Annotated in this window: 20 protein-coding genes; 10 read left to right on the top strand and 10 right to left on the bottom strand. The window is 37.6% G+C overall.

Features of this window, described 5'->3' with window-relative positions:
* Window positions 1-46 precede the first annotated feature (46 nt).
* The 6 genes from F0919_RS10530 to F0919_RS10505 all read right to left on the bottom strand — a co-directional run bounded on the left by F0919_RS10530 (window position 47) and on the right by F0919_RS10505 (window position 4,570).
* The gene (locus tag F0919_RS10530) at window positions 47-1,699 is read right to left on the bottom strand and encodes a pyruvate dehydrogenase complex dihydrolipoamide acetyltransferase (RefSeq protein WP_150032703.1); all 1,653 of its coding nucleotides are present in this window, start codon (window positions 1,697-1,699) and stop codon (window positions 47-49) included.
* 322 nt (window positions 1,700-2,021) lie between these two features.
* On the bottom strand, window positions 2,022-2,489 hold the full coding sequence (gene rpsG / locus F0919_RS10525) for a 30S ribosomal protein S7 (protein WP_150032702.1): 468 nt from the start codon (window positions 2,487-2,489) through the stop codon (window positions 2,022-2,024).
* A 105-nt stretch (window positions 2,490-2,594) separates the two neighbouring features.
* Complete coding sequence (rpsL, locus tag F0919_RS10520; RefSeq protein ID WP_118951131.1) at window positions 2,595-2,975, bottom strand: 30S ribosomal protein S12; 381 nt, start codon at window positions 2,973-2,975, stop codon at window positions 2,595-2,597.
* A 177-nt stretch (window positions 2,976-3,152) separates the two neighbouring features.
* On the bottom strand, window positions 3,153-3,659 hold the full coding sequence (locus tag F0919_RS10515) for a hypothetical protein (RefSeq protein ID WP_150032701.1): 507 nt from the start codon (window positions 3,657-3,659) through the stop codon (window positions 3,153-3,155).
* Window positions 3,640-4,029, bottom strand: coding sequence for a hypothetical protein (locus F0919_RS10510; RefSeq protein WP_150032700.1), 390 nt, complete (start codon window positions 4,027-4,029; stop codon window positions 3,640-3,642). The genes F0919_RS10515 and F0919_RS10510 overlap by 20 nt, the downstream gene beginning before the upstream one ends.
* A complete protein-coding gene (locus F0919_RS10505; RefSeq protein WP_150032699.1) occupies window positions 4,019-4,570 on the bottom strand; it encodes an RNA polymerase sigma factor in 552 nt (183 codons plus the stop codon). Before F0919_RS10505 ends, F0919_RS10510 begins: the two co-directional genes overlap by 11 nt.
* Window positions 4,571-4,716: 146 nt before the next feature.
* Between F0919_RS10505 and F0919_RS10500 the strand changes: the two genes are divergently transcribed.
* The gene (locus F0919_RS10500; protein ID WP_150032698.1) at window positions 4,717-5,550 is read left to right on the top strand and encodes a hypothetical protein; all 834 of its coding nucleotides are present in this window, start codon (window positions 4,717-4,719) and stop codon (window positions 5,548-5,550) included.
* Window positions 5,551-5,625: 75 nt separating this feature from the next.
* Here F0919_RS10500 and F0919_RS10495 read toward each other — a convergent pair whose 3' ends face one another.
* The gene (locus F0919_RS10495; protein WP_150032697.1) at window positions 5,626-6,765 is read right to left on the bottom strand and encodes an acyl-CoA dehydrogenase; all 1,140 of its coding nucleotides are present in this window, start codon (window positions 6,763-6,765) and stop codon (window positions 5,626-5,628) included.
* Between the two features lie 213 nt (window positions 6,766-6,978).
* On the opposite strand from F0919_RS10495, the gene F0919_RS10490 reads away from it, so the two are divergent.
* The 3 genes from F0919_RS10490 to F0919_RS10480 are packed head-to-tail and all read left to right on the top strand — an operon-like array spanning window position 6,979 to window position 8,655.
* Complete coding sequence (locus F0919_RS10490; protein WP_150032696.1) at window positions 6,979-7,272, top strand: hypothetical protein; 294 nt, start codon at window positions 6,979-6,981, stop codon at window positions 7,270-7,272.
* A 36-nt stretch (window positions 7,273-7,308) separates the two neighbouring features.
* On the top strand, window positions 7,309-7,509 hold the full coding sequence (locus F0919_RS10485; protein ID WP_150032695.1) for a chryseobasin-related MNIO class RiPP peptide: 201 nt from the start codon (window positions 7,309-7,311) through the stop codon (window positions 7,507-7,509).
* 12 nt (window positions 7,510-7,521) lie between these two features.
* On the top strand, window positions 7,522-8,655 hold the full coding sequence (locus tag F0919_RS10480; RefSeq protein WP_150032694.1) for a multinuclear nonheme iron-dependent oxidase: 1,134 nt from the start codon (window positions 7,522-7,524) through the stop codon (window positions 8,653-8,655).
* Window positions 8,656-8,717: 62 nt separating this feature from the next.
* Here the strand turns inward: F0919_RS10480 and F0919_RS10475 are convergent, their stop codons facing one another.
* The 3 genes from F0919_RS10475 to F0919_RS10465 form a co-directional block, all read right to left on the bottom strand.
* The gene (locus F0919_RS10475; protein WP_150032693.1) at window positions 8,718-9,377 is read right to left on the bottom strand and encodes a toxin-antitoxin system YwqK family antitoxin; all 660 of its coding nucleotides are present in this window, start codon (window positions 9,375-9,377) and stop codon (window positions 8,718-8,720) included.
* Window positions 9,378-9,450: 73 nt separating this feature from the next.
* On the bottom strand, window positions 9,451-10,863 hold the full coding sequence (locus tag F0919_RS10470; RefSeq protein WP_150032692.1) for a type III PLP-dependent enzyme domain-containing protein: 1,413 nt from the start codon (window positions 10,861-10,863) through the stop codon (window positions 9,451-9,453).
* Window positions 10,864-11,025: 162 nt separating this feature from the next.
* Window positions 11,026-11,556, bottom strand: coding sequence for an OmpA family protein (locus F0919_RS10465; protein WP_150032691.1), 531 nt, complete (start codon window positions 11,554-11,556; stop codon window positions 11,026-11,028).
* Window positions 11,557-11,736: 180 nt separating this feature from the next.
* On the opposite strand from F0919_RS10465, the gene F0919_RS10460 reads away from it, so the two are divergent.
* The 6 genes from F0919_RS10460 (at window position 11,737) to F0919_RS10435 (ending at window position 16,072) form a co-directional block, all read left to right on the top strand.
* Window positions 11,737-12,678: a DMT family transporter gene (locus F0919_RS10460; protein ID WP_190277346.1), complete on the top strand. Its 942-nt coding sequence runs from the start codon at window positions 11,737-11,739 to the stop codon at window positions 12,676-12,678.
* 298 nt (window positions 12,679-12,976) lie between these two features.
* Entirely contained in the window at window positions 12,977-13,462 is a 486-nt protein-coding gene (locus tag F0919_RS10455) for a hypothetical protein (RefSeq protein WP_150032689.1), read from the top strand.
* A gap of 29 nt (window positions 13,463-13,491) precedes the next feature.
* Window positions 13,492-14,118, top strand: a complete 627-nt coding sequence (locus tag F0919_RS10450) for a hypothetical protein (protein ID WP_150032688.1) — start codon at window positions 13,492-13,494, stop codon at window positions 14,116-14,118.
* Window positions 14,119-14,184: 66 nt separating this feature from the next.
* Complete coding sequence (locus F0919_RS10445; protein WP_150032687.1) at window positions 14,185-14,988, top strand: sensor histidine kinase; 804 nt, start codon at window positions 14,185-14,187, stop codon at window positions 14,986-14,988.
* A gap of 9 nt (window positions 14,989-14,997) precedes the next feature.
* A complete protein-coding gene (locus tag F0919_RS10440) occupies window positions 14,998-15,645 on the top strand; it encodes a response regulator transcription factor (RefSeq protein ID WP_150032686.1) in 648 nt (215 codons plus the stop codon).
* A 58-nt stretch (window positions 15,646-15,703) separates the two neighbouring features.
* Entirely contained in the window at window positions 15,704-16,072 is a 369-nt protein-coding gene (locus F0919_RS10435) for a YccF domain-containing protein (protein ID WP_150032685.1), read from the top strand.
* Window positions 16,073-16,125: the final 53 nt, after the last annotated feature.

Raw genomic sequence — 16,125 nt, 5'->3', positions numbered from 1 at the left:
CCATTATCTGGAATTTGTTTTTTTTATTATTTTGAATTTTCAAAACCTACACTAACATTGTTACCGGATTTTCCAAGTAAGCTTTCAGGGTTTGCATGAAGGCTGCGCCTACGGCACCATCCACTACCCTATGGTCACAACTCAAGGTTAACTTCAACAAGTTACGGACTACGATTGCACCATCTTCCACAACCGGTGAAGCTTCAATTTTACCGATAGCTAAAATACAGGCATCCGGTGGATTAATAATGGCTGTAAATTCATCAATATCCATCATGCCCAGATTAGAAACAGTAAAGGTGTTACCTGTAAATTCCTGTGGCTGTAATTTTTTATTGCGTGCTTTTTTAATCAGTTCAGACGCTTCTGCCGCAATTTGAGACAATGACTTTTGATCCGCAAATTTAATAACAGGCACAATTAAACCATCTTCAATGGCAACTGCCGTACCAATGCTGATATGATGATTCTCGCGTATTGCATTGCCCATCCAGCTGCTGTTAACTGCGGGATGCTTACGCAAAGCCATAGCACAGGCTTTGATGATGTAATCGTTGAAAGAAATCTTTGCAGGGGAAACGGCATTCATGGCAGTACGCGCCTCCATTGCCTTGTCCATTTTGATGGTCATGCGCAAATAGAAATGCGGTGCTGTAAACATGCTTTCACTCAGGCGACGAGCTACTACGCTGCGCATCTGAGAAATGGGATGATCTGTATGGCCTTCTTGTCCTAAGTTTGTATTGAAGTTTTGAACTGAAGCAGTACTTGCTTGATTCGCAGCAGCAGGAGCTGCAGCCTTTGGTTTAAAATTATCAACATCACGTTTGATAATACGCCCGCCTTCGCCGCTACCTTCCAGTTCCGTCAGTTGAATGCCTTTATCTTTAGCCATCTTACGGGCTAAAGGAGAAATTTTCATGCGGTCGTCGCTGCTTGAAGAAGCTGTTTTATCTGTTTCAGCAACAGGTTGTGCAGTTGATGCAGCATCAGCCTTAACAGGTTGTTCCTCTTCTGCTTTCTTCTCTGTTACAGGGGCAGCACCATCATCATCCAGATAAGGTGTAACATCTGTTCCTTCTTTACCAACAATAGCAATGATGCCGTTCACTTTTACGGATGAACCTGCTTCTACACCAATATATAACAATGTACCTTCTGCATAGCCCATCACTTCCATAGTCGCCTTATCGGTTTCCACTTCTGCAAGTACATCATCTGATTTTACTTTATCACCCACTTTTTTCAACCAGGATACAATCTTGCCTTCCGTCATTGTATCGCTCAACAATGGCATCCTGACCACAGTTGCATCGCCTGACTTAGGGGCTTCTTTTTTAGGTTGTTCTGCTAGTTTAGAAGTTTCTTCTGCTTTAGGAGCAGGTTTGGCTTCTTCCTTTGGAGCATTGTTTTCAGCCGGAGCATTACCTTCTTTATCTAAAAGACTTTTATAATCTTCACCTTCTTTACCTACTATAGCTATAATGCCGTTTACAGGTGCTGCCTGTCCTTTTTCCACACCGATATAAAGTAAGGTACCTTCAGCATAGGCCATCACTTCCATGGTGGCTTTGTCGGTTTCTACTTCTGCAATTACATCATCTGATTTAACTTTATCACCCACCTTTTTATGCCACTCCGCTATCACGCCTTCTTTCATAGTGTCGCTCAACAGCGGCATACGTATTACTTCAGCCATAGTATATTATATTGTCTATTTTAAATTGAAGGCTCAAAAATAGTTATTTTGACTGGAAAAAGAGAAGGAAAATTTCAGCTTATTTTTAAATTCCCGCAAACGTTTGCACCTATTCTGTTCAAATGAAAGCAAGGTATCAAAACACCTTAGAATATATACATCTTATCATATCCGGCAGACACATCCTGAACTTTAATCCGGAGCTTTTGCAAGCAAAGTTTAACAGATTGTTTTAGCTTTCTTTACCGGGAAAGCAAAAAAAATCCCGCAACTTTCGTTACAGGATTTTTTATATCTACCTAAAAAATTTATTAACTGAGTGTTATACTCTGAAGTGAGCGAATGCTTTATTCGCATCAGCCATACGGTGTGTATCTTCTTTCTTTTTGAAAGCACCACCTTCACCTTTGCTTGCTGCAACGATTTCATTAGCTAATTTATCAGCCATTGTTTTACCGTTACGTTCGCGGCTGAAACGAATCAACCATTTCATGCTTAAAGAAATTTTGCGATCTGCACGTACTTCAGCAGGAATCTGGAAAGTAGCACCACCAATACGACGGCTTCTAACTTCTACTGAAGGAGTAACGTTTTGCAATGCTTTTTTCCAGATTTCGTAACCGTCTTCTGAAGTTGTAGCACTTACTTTATCAATTGCATCGTAAAAAATGTTGAAAGCAGTAGTTTTTTTACCAGCCCACATCATTGTATTTACAAAGCGGGTAACTTGTTTATCATTAAACTTTGGATCCGGTGCCAAAGGGTGTTTTTTAGCTTGCGCTTTTCTCATCGGTTTTAATTTTTAATTTCAGACTGAATTTCTTCAAGTATTAAAACTTTACTCAGCCTCAATTATATAGTTTTTAAATGTTTCTCTTGTTATCTTAAGGATAGCTTATTTTTTAGCTTTTTCCTTTTTAGTACCGTATTTAGAGCGGCTTTGTTTACGGTCTTTTACACCCGCAGTATCCAAAGCGCCACGTACGATGTGGTAACGTACACCCGGCAAATCTTTCACACGACCACCGCGAATCAACACGATACTGTGTTCTTGCAGGTTGTGACCTTCACCAGGAATATAGGCGATAACCTCAATTTTGTTAGTCAAACGTACTTTAGCTACCTTACGTAGAGCCGAGTTTGGCTTCTTAGGTGTAGTAGTATATACACGGGTACATACACCGCGACGTTGAGGGCAATCATCTAATGCAGGTGATTTTGATTTAGCTTTGATCTGAGTACGTCCTTTACGAACTAATTGCTGTATAGTAGGCATTCCTGTTAATTAAATATTTTTTTGGACTGCAAAGGTAATTCCTTTATTTCTTTATCCAAAATTTTTTTTTATTTATTTATTTGTCGGCGCAAAAGTAGTAAGAAATGGCCATTAAAGAATCTAAAATAAAGGCATTTCTTTTTAAACGTAGTGTGGAAAACATTAATTGGCATAACCCTAATTAGTTACATTGGCTTTCCTTCGTTGTTTTTCCATCATTATTTTCATGGCAAAATCCTGTTCGGCTGTTACAAGTATCAATAATTCTTTGGCACTCAATACTGTAAGAAATTTAGGTTTGTATTTTTCTCTTAAGTCCAATAATTTCTGTGCATTTTCCTGCCTGGCATTGATAAATGCTTCCGCCTGACTATCGTCCATACTGTCTTTATTGCCTTTAAATTGACTCATTCCAGACATCATAATATCCTTCTTTTCAGCTTCAAAGGCCTTATAAATAGGTAAAAGCTGATTACTTCTTTCTTCACTCAGATTTAGCCTGTAAATAATGAAGCTCCATTTAGCCTCCTGCAATCTATTGATAGCTTCCTGACGCATAGCTTGTCTTTTCTGACGTTGCACAGGATTTCTTTGTGTTTGTGCATCAATAGTCTGTAAGGATAAAGAAGTCAAACCTAAAAGGAAAAAGCCTTTGACACATGTCTTAATTTTCAAAATATTCATTTTGTTCTGTTATTTCGTTTTCATTTAATTGATGTACCCAGTTCAACTCCGATTCATTCAGATTATTAATGGCTGCATCCAATTGTTTTTCAGGGTTTTCTGCCTTATCGTAGGCAATATTGCCGGACTGTATCGTTTTTTGAGCAGGCCAAAATGTAAAACAGGTGGCACCGATAAAAAATAAACCGGCGACGGCAGCAGCTATTTTCCAGGAAGTAAATTTCACTTTACGGGATTTGGATTCTTTTTCAGAAGCTGCAAGCACATTTGTTTTTATTCTTTCCTGCATAGCCCGCCATTCTGTATCGTTCATCTTATAAGGTGAATTATTTTTCAAATAGTCTTCCTGTTCTTCTATATTATATGGCATTGCTTAATTGATTTTTAATTTTCTCAAATGCATAATGATAATTGGTTTTCAGGCTTGATACAGACGTCTCAGTAATTTTGCTGATATCTTCGTAACTTAATTCGTCAAAATAACGAAGGTTAAATACAAGTCTTTGTTTCTCCGGCAAGGTCAGAATGGCTGCGTGGAATTTTACTAAAATAGTTTCCGCTTTTATACTTTGTTCCGCATAAAGCGAATTAGAGAGCCATTCGTTTGCTTCATTAAAGTCTTTCAAAACTATTTTTTTCTGTTTAAAAAATTTCAGGCATTCCCTCGTGGCAATAGTATAAAGCCATGTATAAAGCTTGCTTTCATTTTTAAAATCTTTGATAGATTTTATCACGTTAATCATTGTTTCCTGCAATACATCTTCAGCATCCTGCTCGCCTGCGACCATTCTGCGAATATGTGCATATAACCTTTTACCATAAGCATTCATCAACAAGTCAAAGCCTTTGTCCATATCCTTATTCTGCACACAATATTGTATTATCTGTTGGTCAATGCCGGTTGCTGTCATTTCCTTTTAGCGGTATAGTTATATAAGAGGCCAAATAGGAAAGAAGGTTAAATGAAAAGAAATATTTCACGGTTTTAACCTTTTTCAATTGTTTGTCTCTCATCTTATTAAATCAGCCATTCTAAAATATAAAAAACCATTCCTGTATGAAATCTATTTCAAAATTAACGATTATGGCCGCCATTTGCGCCATCTCTCTATTTGCTGCCTGTAGCAAAAAAGACAAGGATTCTGATACTAATTCACTTAGTACGGATAAAGACAATGTGCAGCTTATAACAAGTTCAGACCAGATCAGCACAGATATGGAGCAGGCTTTTGATGATGGTTATAACAACGCAGAAAATGGTATGGCAACAACCGATGGCCTGGTTTTAGGGCCTTGCGTTACTGTTACACTTACTCAAAACGGGAACATGAAAACCCTGACCATTGATTATGGCGCCACAGGTTGTGTATGCAGCGACGGTAAAACAAGAAAAGGTAAATTAATAGCCACTGCCACAAATTTCAATCAGGTAAATGTTATCCGCACCTTATCAACCGATAATTATTATGTAAACGATTACCACATTGACGGAAACATCACCAGGAATATTACGCATGTTGCTGCTGATAGTTCTCGCACTGTTGAACTTGTGGAGCATCTAACTATTACGAATCCGGGCGGAAATGATGTGTATACAAGAAACGGTAACCAAACACGTATTCAATTCGTCGGAATTCCAAATCATCCTATCGATAATACATTGACTATATGGGGACAAGTGAATGTTCAACGACCAAGTGGTCTTCAGATTTCAAGAACGGTCGATCAGACAACACCTTTATTATACAAAAACGCTTGTCATCAGATAGTAAGTGGCATTTCCCATATTGTACGCAATAACCACAACATTACTGTTGATTTTGGTGATGGCACCTGCGACGGAACTGCGACAGTCAATAATGGGACCAATACCTGGACTATCAATCTGTAAAACCCATTTCAGCACAATAAAAAAAGATTCAGGTTAAATCCTGAATCTTTTCATTTTTATAAAAAACGTTGATTTTTATTTCAAAATAGTTCTGCTGATAACGATTTTCTGAACTTCGCTGGTTCCTTCGTAAATCTGCGTGATTTTAGCATCGCGCATCAAACGTTCAACATGGAATTCTTTTACATAACCATAACCACCGTGAATCTGCACCGCTTCGTTAGTAACGCTTTGTGCAATTTCAGAAGCATACAATTTAGCCATTGAAGCGGCCAAAGTGTAATCTTGCCCCTGATCCTTCAACCATGCAGCTTTAAGGCAAAGCATGCGCGCTGTTTCAATCTGCGTAGCCATGTCAGCCAATTTGAAAGCAACCGCCTGATGATTCATAATTTCAGTTCCGAAAGCTTTACGCTCTTTTGAATATTTCAAAGCCAATTCGTAAGCACCGCTTGCAATACCCAAAGCCTGAGAAGCAATACCGATACGGCCGCCACCCAGGGTTTTCATTGCAAAGTTGAAACCGAAACCATCTTCTCCGATTCTGTTTTCTTTCGGTACAATTACATCCTGAAAAGAAATACTGTGTGTATCACTACCGCGGATACCCAATTTATTTTCTTTAGCACCAACAGTTACACCGGGCGTATCTTTATCTACGATGAAAGCATTGATACCTTTATGTTTTTTAGCAACATCCGTTTGTGCAATCACTAAATAAGTAGAAGCAGAGTTACCATTGGTAATCCAGTTTTTAATACCGTTGATTACATAATGGTCACCTTTGTCTTCAGCGGTTGTGCGTTGAGAAGTAGCATCAGAACCGGCTTCAGGCTCACTTAAAAGAAATGCACCGATTTTTTGGCCGGAAGCCAATGGCACCAGATATTTTTGCTTTTGTTCTTCGTTACCGAAAGTTTCCAGGCCCCAACAAACCAAAGAGTTGTTTACACTCATTACAACAGAAGCAGAAGCGTCAATTTTGGAAATTTCTTCCATAGCCAATACATAAGATACGGCATCCATACCGGAACCACCGTATTTAGGATCTACCATCATTCCCATGAAACCCAATTCTCCCAACATTTTAATTTGTTCTGCAGGGAATTTTTGATGTTCATCGCGTTCGATAACACCCGGTAATAATTCGGTCTGAGCGAAATCGCGGGCAGCCTTTTGTACGGCTAATTGTTCTTCTGAAAGTTGAAAATTCATAATTGCTTGTTGTTTTTCAATGACACTAAGGTCAAATAGGGTGCAAAAATAATTTATTAAGCGGTTTTTACAAATTTGTGTTTTGAAAATAAAGGCCAAACGAGTTTATTTATTCATATCTGATTATTTATTTCAAAAAATCTCGATTTTACTAAGAACGCATTTATGCATTACGTCTATACTAATAAGGAAAAACTCTAAAATTTATAACCAATGAAGAAAATCTTGATTGTTGTTGTCAGTTCCTATTTAGTATTAACAAGTTGCAGCAAAGCGACAAATAAAAATGCAATTGTTGTGCGTGATTGTACAGGTACTTATTTGCAAATAGACGGGAAAGACTATCAGGTATGTAACCTGGAAAAAGTTGCTGCATTTCAGGACAGAACAGCTGTAACTGCAACTTATAAGAAATTAGCTGAATGCAACGGTTCTGCCAAAGATGCAATTGTCTGTATGATGCTGCATTCAAATGAAGGCTGGATTGAGGTTACGGATATTAAATAATAATCAAACTTTTTTATAAAACTTAAAAATGCAATTATGAAACTCTCAAAATCTTTATTGGGCGCTATTTTAGTAGGTGTAACAGTGCAAACGGCTGTAACATCCTGCAATAAAAAAAGTAATGAAACTTTTAAGCCTACTTCGGAAGCACAGGCAAACCCTGAATCTCAGGCAAATCCGACCAATCAAAATCCAAATTCGGTTCCATCTGAATGTCCTGCTTGCGGTATGGGCTAATATTGAACCATAATGAAAACTAATATTCATGCTGCCATTGCCTGTAATTTTGATGCGAATATCTTATCGGCTGCATTACCTTTGTTCGAACAGGAAAAAATTGAAGCAATTGAATGGTCGTTTGATGCTTTGTTTAAAGTAAAAGAAATACCCGGATGGTTTGATGAATTATTACTGGCATTTAGCAAGGAGCAAAGGCTTATCGGACATGGCGTATTTTTTTCGTTGTTCTCGGGAAAATGGCTGCCGGAGCAGATTGCATGGCTACAACATTTGCAAGAGCTTTGCAAACAGTTTCAATTCGACCATATTACAGAGCATTTCGGTTTTATGACTGGCACAGACTTTCATACCGGAGCTCCGCTCGGCATTCCTTATACAGCCACAACTTTAGCAATTGGCAGAGACAGGCTTGCGCGTATTCAGGAAGTTTGTAAATGTCCGGTAGGCCTGGAGAACCTTGCTTTTTCCTATTCATTAGAAGAGGTAAAACAACATGGTCATTTCTTGCAGGAATTATTGAATCCTGTAAACGGTTTTATAATTCTGGATTTACATAATCTTTATTGCCAACTTCATAATTTCAATATTCCTTTTGAGGAATTGATATACTTGTATCCTTTAGAGCTGGTCAGGGAAATTCATATTTCGGGCGGCAGTTGGGAATCATCAGCAATTTTTCCTGAAAAACAAATCAGAAGAGATACACATGATGATAGTGTTCCGGAAGAAGTATTTGAACTGTTAGAAAAAGCTTTGCCGCTTTGTCCCCAATTGAAATATGTTGTTCTGGAACAATTAGGCATCGGATTAAAACCCATTGAAAGCAGGGATCAATTTCAGAAGGATTTTTTGAAGATGGAATCTGTCATTACTTCATTTGAAAAAGAAAGTATAGTAAAAGAATTCAATTCCTTTCTGCCGGGAAATCCTTTGCCAACGGGCATCCCGATTGAAGATGAAATTTTGTATGCACAACAATTATTGCTCTCCGATATTCTGGAAAATGCAAGCAATTATAATGAAGCATTGCAAAGGATACAAAGTTCTTCCTTAAAACAATCAGCCTGGAATATAGAATCGTGGCAACCAGATATGCTTGAAACGGCCATACGTATTGCGCAGAAATGGAAGAAAGGCTGGTAAAATAAATATGGGCCACAGTTAGTCTGTGGCCCATATTGTTATACTCCGGCAGGCATCATTCCCTACCCTTTTTTATCTTCCCTTTTTTCTACCGTTCCATCTTCATTATAATAAACCCAGGTTCCAAAGGCTTTTGAACGATAGGCTTTAACTTTTATAGTTTTCCATATTGCCTTTTCAGTTTCCGGATCTTCTACTTTTATACGGCTGTCTTCTTCATAAGGTTCTGCCATATAATATCTTTCTTCTTTGATTTTTCCATTATCAAAATAAACCAATTCCAATCCGGCTTTACAATAAGCAGTTGTTCCGTCCTCTGTTACAATGGGTACAACATCACATTCCGACACCGTGTTTCCACTTTCATTAAAAAACTTCCAATGTCCGTAAGGCTTGTTTTGAAAATAATTTCCGGTTGTCTTTGGTTTACCATTACGGTAGTATTCAGTCCATGTGCCATGGCGCATAAAAGCGTTGTCTCCTTCATCTGTATCACCTTCTTCCAGCACCTGCCCTTTGTCGTTTGTAAGTTTATAATAACCATCATCACTCATCGAAACAACCAAGGAATCACCTACTTTAAAATGATAGCCCGGACCATCTTCATTGTTCTCCATATCATCAGGATGAGAGAAATAAGCTTCGTAAAGTGGCCGCATGTTTTGCGCCGAGGCATGACAGGCTATTCCGATAAAGAAAAAAGGAAGGATGATTCTTTTCATAGAAACAGTTTTTGAATTTTAAAAAAGGTTGCCAACTCTTGAAAAGCTGGCAACCTTTAGCGAATATCGGATGTTATTTTATATAACCCAAAATTTTCAACATGCTTTGCGGGGATTGCTCTTTGGCATATAACCAGTCTTCCAGCTCTCCGTTTTTATTACGTTCTACTACAATATGCTTGGGTGATGGAATCATGCAATGTTTAATACCGCCATAACCTGCCAGCTGATCCTGATAAGCGCCTGTATGGAAAAAGCCGATGTATAAAGGCTCTTCATTCTTCCCCTTATCTGCTTTTGGCAAAAACACGGCGTTAATATGTTCTTCAGAAGTATAAAAGTCATGGCTATCGCAGGTCAGTCCACCAAGATGCACTTCCTGGTATTCTTCATCCCAACGATTGATAGGCAACATGAGAAACTTTTCTCCGATACCCCATGTATCCGGTAAAGTAGTAATAAACGAACTGTCAATCATATACCATATTTCACGATCATTCTGGATTTTCTGATCCAAAACGCTGTAAACTACAGCACCCGATTCACCAACAGTAAAAGAACCAAACTCCGTATAAATATCAGGAACAGGGACTTTGTGTTGTTTGCAGACTTTCTTTATGGTGGAAACAATTTCATTGGCCATATATTGATAATCGTATTCAAAACCAAGGGAATGTTTGATTGGGAAACCACCGCCAATATTAACACTGTCCAGCTCAGGGCAAATTTTCTTTAACTGGCAGTAAAGATTAATTACTTTATTTAATTCGCTCCAGTAATACACATCATCTTTAATGCCCTTATTCATAAAGAAGTGTAGCATTTTCAGTTGAAACTTCGAATTTCCTTTAATTTTATCAATATAAAATTCCAGAATATCGCGGCTACGAATACCTAAACGTGAAGTATAAAAATCGAAAGTAGGTTCTTCTTCCGTTGCAATTCTGATACCAATATTTACGGGTTCTTTTGAACGGATTGATTTCTGATAATCTTCAAATTCCGTTTTATTATCCAAAACAGGAATCACATTTTTGAAGCCATCGTTAATCAACCGCGCAATGTTACGTGTATATGCTTTCGTTTTGAAACCATTACAAATAATGAACGTTTCTTTATTTATTTTCTTTTTAAGATAAAGCTGCTTGATGATTTCAATATCGTAAGCAAAAGAAGTCTCCAAATGAACATTTTGCTTCAGTGTTTCTTCAACAATGAATGAAAAGTGGGAACTTTTGGTACAATAGCAATAGAAGTAGTTACCATCATACTTGTGCTTTTTAATAGCATCATTAAATATCTTTTTGGCTTTAGCCACCTGTTCTCCAATCTTCGGAAGATACGTTAATTTAAAAGGGGTACCATACTTGTCAATTAGCTTTTTAATGTCAACCCCATTGAACTGCAGGTAATTTTCTTCAACATTAAATCCTTCCTGTGGGAAGTGGAACGTCTGATCAACCAGACCACTATAGGTATTGTTCATTTACTTGTACGGCTGTAAAAGAATTATTTAAGAATGTTTTGGTTATTTATATGGTGGCAAAGGTACATTTCTTTATAGTAAATAATCCCAATTTTTAGTTATAGGCTAATCTCAATAAAATACCCGGAAAGTTGTTCTTTCCGGGTATTAATTTTTGATTATCTATTCCGTTTCCGGTTTGTAATCGTACATAATTATGTATTCCACTCTTCTGTTTTGCTTTCTGCCGGTTTCCGTATTATTATCACTCACCGGTTCGGTTGCTCCGCGCCCCCATGTGTACATTCTCGACTCTTTTACTTTAAAGTCAATAAATACCTTTTTTGCATTTTCAGCGCGTTGTTTTGATAATTCCATGTTGCGCGCTTCTGTTCCTGTAATATCAGTATGGCCTGTAATCAAAATCATAGTCTTGTCATATTTATTTAATACAGTTGCCATTTTTTGAAGAATCGGAAGATATTCTTTATTCAGCTCCGCATCATTCACTTTAAATAATACGGATTCCGGCAAAACTACTTTTACTCTTTCTCCGCTCATAGTAACGAGGGCTTCGGGCATTTCATTTTTCAATGTGGTATAAACATCCTGCAGATCTTTATGATGTTGTTTAGTCATTTTTTTTGAATGGCTGCACGACACGGCAAATATTGCAACAAGAACGGCTGAAATAATAAGAGAAATTCTGTTCATTTGATTAGATTTTAATTAAGATTAAGATTAACTCAAATAAATGGAGCAAAAATCGTGCCAAAAATTTTATCGTAACTAAATATACAAATTTACGCGGCATCTGCTTTAAAAATATAGATGTTATTTTATACATTCGCAGGCATTCACTTTATTTTCCCCCAAAAGAAACCCACAATAATTATGAAGCGTGCCTATGCTCAAATTCATTTAGCAGTACTTCTTTGGGGGTTTACAGGTATTTTAGGAAAAGCTATCAGTCTTTCCGCGCCGGTATTGGTTTGGTACAGAATGCTGATCACTGCAGGTATTCTGGCAATTATTCTTACAAATCGTGGCGACTGGATAAAAATTATCCGTAAAGATTTAGTAAGAATTATAGGAATCGGCGTGATGTATGCTATTCATTGGGTTGCATTTTATGCTTCTATTAAATATTCCAATGCTTCTATTGCAATGGTCTGCCTGGCCACAGCAAGCGTTTTTACTGCTTTGCTTGATCCGTTGCTGAATAAAGGTAAATTCAACTATATAGAAATATTCCTGAGTTTCATTGCTATTGCGGGTGTGTATTGTATTTATGCCTTACAACCCCATGCTACAAATGGCTCTGCCGGGATGGTTCATTTTGAATGGGGCGTAATTTTAGGAGTAATTGCGGCAATTATCAGTGCAATATTTACAGTGCTGAACAAACCTTTAGCTGAAAAATATCAGCCACGTACCATCGTGTTTTATGAAATGACTATAGGACTGATATTCTTATCTGTTTTGGCACCATTTTATATTTATAACCAGGGTGAAACTTTGCAGTTATTACCTCAGGGCTGGGATTATTTATGGATTTTCCTTTTGAGTTATTGTTGTACGGTTTGGGGCCAGTCATTAGCAATGAGTGCGCTTAAACACCTTTCGGCCTTTACGATAACACTATCTGTAAACCTTGAACCTGTGTATGGCATTATACTTGCCTTTCTTATTTACAAAGAAAATAACCAGCTTGGTTATGGCTTCTATATTGGCATGGGTTTTATCTTTATGTCGCTTATGTTGCAAATACTTATTATTGTTTTTAGAAATAAGGCTGCGAAAGATTTGCGTAAAAACAAATTTCCGATACAATAAAAAGAGCTTTCTCTTGGGCGTGAGAAAGCTCTTTGGTGAGGGAGGGTTTGCCTCAGGGGTATAAAACCGCTGAATAAAAGGTGATAGGTTGTCTTTCCGTTGAAAGATATTTTTTACAGGGGCTTTATATTTATTTCATGTTGGTAACACAAATGTAGCACCCATACTACTGTTATAAAAAGGGAACTCCCTGAATCTGCATGGGGAAATTTCCCCTTTTTTATTTCGGGATTTCCCCTATATGCATCTTCAATTCTAAAGAGTATTTTTGCCCGTTCACCAAAAACCAACCACAAAAATGGCACTCACACCAGACCAGATCGACCAGATAACTGTAACATTAAATGCATCTTCATTAGAGCCGGGCGTTATTCTTGAAACACTGGAAATACTTAACAGGCACAGACATCCGCCGCATGGCACCCCACACGAAACCGACACACCTTATGAAAAAATAAAAACCTTTTGCGGAGCTTATGTAGAGGCTTTGCAAAGATTAGAAAGCGGTGTTGCACAGCCGGATTATGAAAAAGAAATGATGCTGGTATATATGGAAAGGAATGAGGTTTCCAATCTTATGAACCTTGTTCCTGCAAATGGTTACGTTGCAGCGGTAATGGGTGTCTATGAAAATTCGTCATCCGAAAAACAACTGACAGTATCTTTATTGGCTACCGACAGTAATTTTGAGTTTGTAAAAGATAACCAGGGCAATCCTCTTAATGGGGAACAATGCTGGAAAAATTATAATACGGTTCAAAATTTCAACACAGTATTCCAGTAATACTTTAAAAAATTCATACGCCGCTCCAGATGTTTTTGTGGTATATCTATATCCTGCTCTTATTACTGAATCTTGTTTTCGCACTCATAAGATGGGGCAAGCTGAGGACACCCATCAAATGGCTTTTTGGTCTGCTTTGCTGGGTGTTCTTAATTGAAATATTCAGGAAGCTGTGTGATGAACAATGGAAATCATTCGGAACACATTTGAATATACCTATTGAAATGATGTTTCAGTTCCTCTATTTCTATTATCTGCTCAATAAGAAAAAAAGGATATTTCTATACGGTGGCTTAACATTTTTCTTTACTGCTTTATTTGTTGCATGGAATGTAGATAATGACTTCTTCTGGCAGAAGAACTTTATTGACGGCGTATTCATGGATGTCTGCATTACATTCTGGACGGGGCTTTTCTTTTATGAACTCATTCAGAAACCTATACGTTACAATATTAACATTGATGGAAATTTTTGGGTAAACTGCGGCAATATCCTTTATTATCCGGGCACAATACTTCTTTTCGGGTTGAACAGATACCTTGAAAGCGTGAATCCTGAATTGTGGCAAAACCTAAGGCCTTTGAATTATTTCCTGAATCTGTTAATCTATGTTTTATATTTAATTGCCTTTATCATGGACCGGAACAAGAAGTAAAAATTTCAATTAATATTTTGCTTAGGTATTTATAGATTTGTGCATTCAACTATCTAATTTTTCAAAGTGCACCATCAGCAATCCAATGAAATTGCCATAGCTATTCTGGGCGGTTCCGCGATATTCATCTTCTTGGGTATCACGCTCATTTTTCTAATTATTATTTACCGGAGAAAACAACAGGAATACTTTAATCAGAAATTAATTTTGGAAGAGAATTTCAGGAAAGAATTATTGCAGGCGCAACTGGAAACGCAGGAACAAACATTCCACAGCCTTTCTCAGGAACTGCATGATAATATCGGTCAGGTTTTGAGTCTGGCGAAGCTAAATATGTCAGTCATAGAAATGAATAGTATCGATACTGAAAGCAATGAAATGGTTTCCCAGACAAAGAATTTATTGAATATTGCTATTAACGATTTAAGGGATATTTCAAAAACATTGAATACCGAATACGTAAAAGAAAAAGACATTAAGGAATCGATTGACCGTGAGCTGGCTATGTTGCGCAGGACCCGCAAATTTTCTGCAGACTTTACTATCAACGGAACTCCGTTTTTCATTAAGGCGGAAAGGAGGCTTATCTTATACCGTATTATTCAGGAAAGCCTAAACAATATTGTGAAACATGCGGGAGCAACCCATATTGTGATTGATATGAGTTATACCGATAACCGTCTTGATATAAAAATCACTGACAATGGTAACGGATTTGACATTGAAAAAACACGGGATGGCATTGGCCTGATGAACATCAAACAACGCTCAGCAATGATTGACAGCAAATTTAATATTGAAAGCAAGCCGGGAACCGGCACCACCCTATCCATTACGCTTACGCGGGACATTGATATAAATGCAGAATAAACTATAACCATGAGTGAAACAATATCGGTTGCTTTGGTAGATGATCACAAGCTGTTGCGAAACGGCCTGAGCAATTTCATAAAAAGCAACCCTAATTTTAAAGTAGTATTTGAGGCGGATAATGGCATAGACCTTCAGAAAAAAATAAAATCACAACTGTTGCCCGATGTAGTTTTAATGGACATCAATATGCCATTGATGGATGGTTATGATGCAACGGAATGGTTATATAAGCATTACCCTTCGGTAAAGGTGATTGCGCTTTCGATGTATGACAGCGAGGAATGTATTATACGCATGTTGAGACGTGGCGCGAAAGGTTATTTGCTAAAAGACACAGAACCGTCGGAATTAATAAAAGCTATTCAGGAAACGAAGGATAACGGCTACTATTATACGCCCATGGTGGCACGGCAAATTTCTTTGCTGATAAACGACAAAGAAAACGAGCAAAAGAATGCATCAGTTCTTTCTGAAAGGGAAATGGAATTACTGAAATATATGGCAAGCGAAATGACTTATAAAGAAATTGCCGATAAAATGAACCTTAGTCCCAAAACAGTAGAAAATCATCGTGAAAAGATTTGCGAAAAATTACAGATTAAAACCCGTGTAGGTTTGGTGATGTATGCTATGAAAAACGGGATTGTGAAATAATCTGTTTTACCTGGTTATCATTCAATAATTTATCTTTTACCCTTCAATACAAAGTATTATGAACTTCCTCGGCAATATCATCTGGTTCATTTTCGGCGGCTTTTTTGCTGCGCTCGGCTACTTTGTGGGTGGTCTGGTTTTGTGCATTACAGTTGTAGGCATTCCTTTCGGTTTACAATGTTTTAAGCTTGCAGGGGCAGTGCTTTTCCCTTTTGGAAAGCAGGTTGTAAACGACAGTGCTTCAGCTGGCTGTTTTACATTGTTTGCCAATATTATATGGATACTTTGCGGCGGTTTATGGACTGCATTGAATCACCTGGTATGGGGCATTATTCTTACGTTGACCATAATAGGTATTCCGTTTGCAAAACAACATTTTAAGTTGATAGAACTTTCTTTGATGCCTTTCGGCAAAAACGTAGTATAGTATCCGGTTAAATATATTAATACAAAAAGCTCCGAAACAGTTCGGAGCTTTTT

Source organism: Taibaiella lutea (genome assembly GCF_008629695.1).
GTDB classification, from domain to species: Bacteria; Bacteroidota; Bacteroidia; order Chitinophagales; family Chitinophagaceae; genus Taibaiella; species Taibaiella lutea.
Note: the sequence above shows the minus strand (reverse complement) of the source record. Positions and strands in the feature narration are given on the sequence as shown.

What these genes read in the sequence shown, in the direction of transcription:
- rpsG (WP_150032702.1), bottom strand. Translation starts at nt 2,489, where the DNA reads ATGAGAAAAGCGCAAGCTAAAAAACACCCTTTGGCACCGGATCCAAAG.
- F0919_RS10440 (WP_150032686.1), top strand. Translation starts at nt 14,998, where the DNA reads ATGAGTGAAACAATATCGGTTGCTTTGGTAGATGATCACAAGCTGTTG.
- F0919_RS10505 (WP_150032699.1), bottom strand. Translation starts at nt 4,570, where the DNA reads ATGACAGCAACCGGCATTGACCAACAGATAATACAATATTGTGTGCAG.
- F0919_RS10475 (WP_150032693.1), bottom strand. Translation starts at nt 9,377, where the DNA reads ATGAAAAGAATCATCCTTCCTTTTTTCTTTATCGGAATAGCCTGTCAT.
- F0919_RS10450 (WP_150032688.1), top strand. Translation starts at nt 13,492, where the DNA reads ATGTTTTTGTGGTATATCTATATCCTGCTCTTATTACTGAATCTTGTT.
- F0919_RS10495 (WP_150032697.1), bottom strand. Translation starts at nt 6,765, where the DNA reads ATGAATTTTCAACTTTCAGAAGAACAATTAGCCGTACAAAAGGCTGCC.
- F0919_RS10460 (WP_190277346.1), top strand. Translation starts at nt 11,737, where the DNA reads ATGAAGCGTGCCTATGCTCAAATTCATTTAGCAGTACTTCTTTGGGGG.
- rpsL (WP_118951131.1), bottom strand. Translation starts at nt 2,975, where the DNA reads ATGCCTACTATACAGCAATTAGTTCGTAAAGGACGTACTCAGATCAAA.
- F0919_RS10510 (WP_150032700.1), bottom strand. Translation starts at nt 4,029, where the DNA reads ATGCCATATAATATAGAAGAACAGGAAGACTATTTGAAAAATAATTCA.
- F0919_RS10485 (WP_150032695.1), top strand. Translation starts at nt 7,309, where the DNA reads ATGAAACTCTCAAAATCTTTATTGGGCGCTATTTTAGTAGGTGTAACA.
- F0919_RS10500 (WP_150032698.1), top strand. Translation starts at nt 4,717, where the DNA reads ATGAAATCTATTTCAAAATTAACGATTATGGCCGCCATTTGCGCCATC.
- F0919_RS10435 (WP_150032685.1), top strand. Translation starts at nt 15,704, where the DNA reads ATGAACTTCCTCGGCAATATCATCTGGTTCATTTTCGGCGGCTTTTTT.
- F0919_RS10470 (WP_150032692.1), bottom strand. Translation starts at nt 10,863, where the DNA reads ATGAACAATACCTATAGTGGTCTGGTTGATCAGACGTTCCACTTCCCA.
- F0919_RS10530 (WP_150032703.1), bottom strand. Translation starts at nt 1,699, where the DNA reads ATGGCTGAAGTAATACGTATGCCGCTGTTGAGCGACACTATGAAAGAA.
- F0919_RS10455 (WP_150032689.1), top strand. Translation starts at nt 12,977, where the DNA reads ATGGCACTCACACCAGACCAGATCGACCAGATAACTGTAACATTAAAT.
- F0919_RS10465 (WP_150032691.1), bottom strand. Translation starts at nt 11,556, where the DNA reads ATGAACAGAATTTCTCTTATTATTTCAGCCGTTCTTGTTGCAATATTT.
- F0919_RS10515 (WP_150032701.1), bottom strand. Translation starts at nt 3,659, where the DNA reads ATGAATATTTTGAAAATTAAGACATGTGTCAAAGGCTTTTTCCTTTTA.
- F0919_RS10490 (WP_150032696.1), top strand. Translation starts at nt 6,979, where the DNA reads ATGAAGAAAATCTTGATTGTTGTTGTCAGTTCCTATTTAGTATTAACA.
- F0919_RS10480 (WP_150032694.1), top strand. Translation starts at nt 7,522, where the DNA reads ATGAAAACTAATATTCATGCTGCCATTGCCTGTAATTTTGATGCGAAT.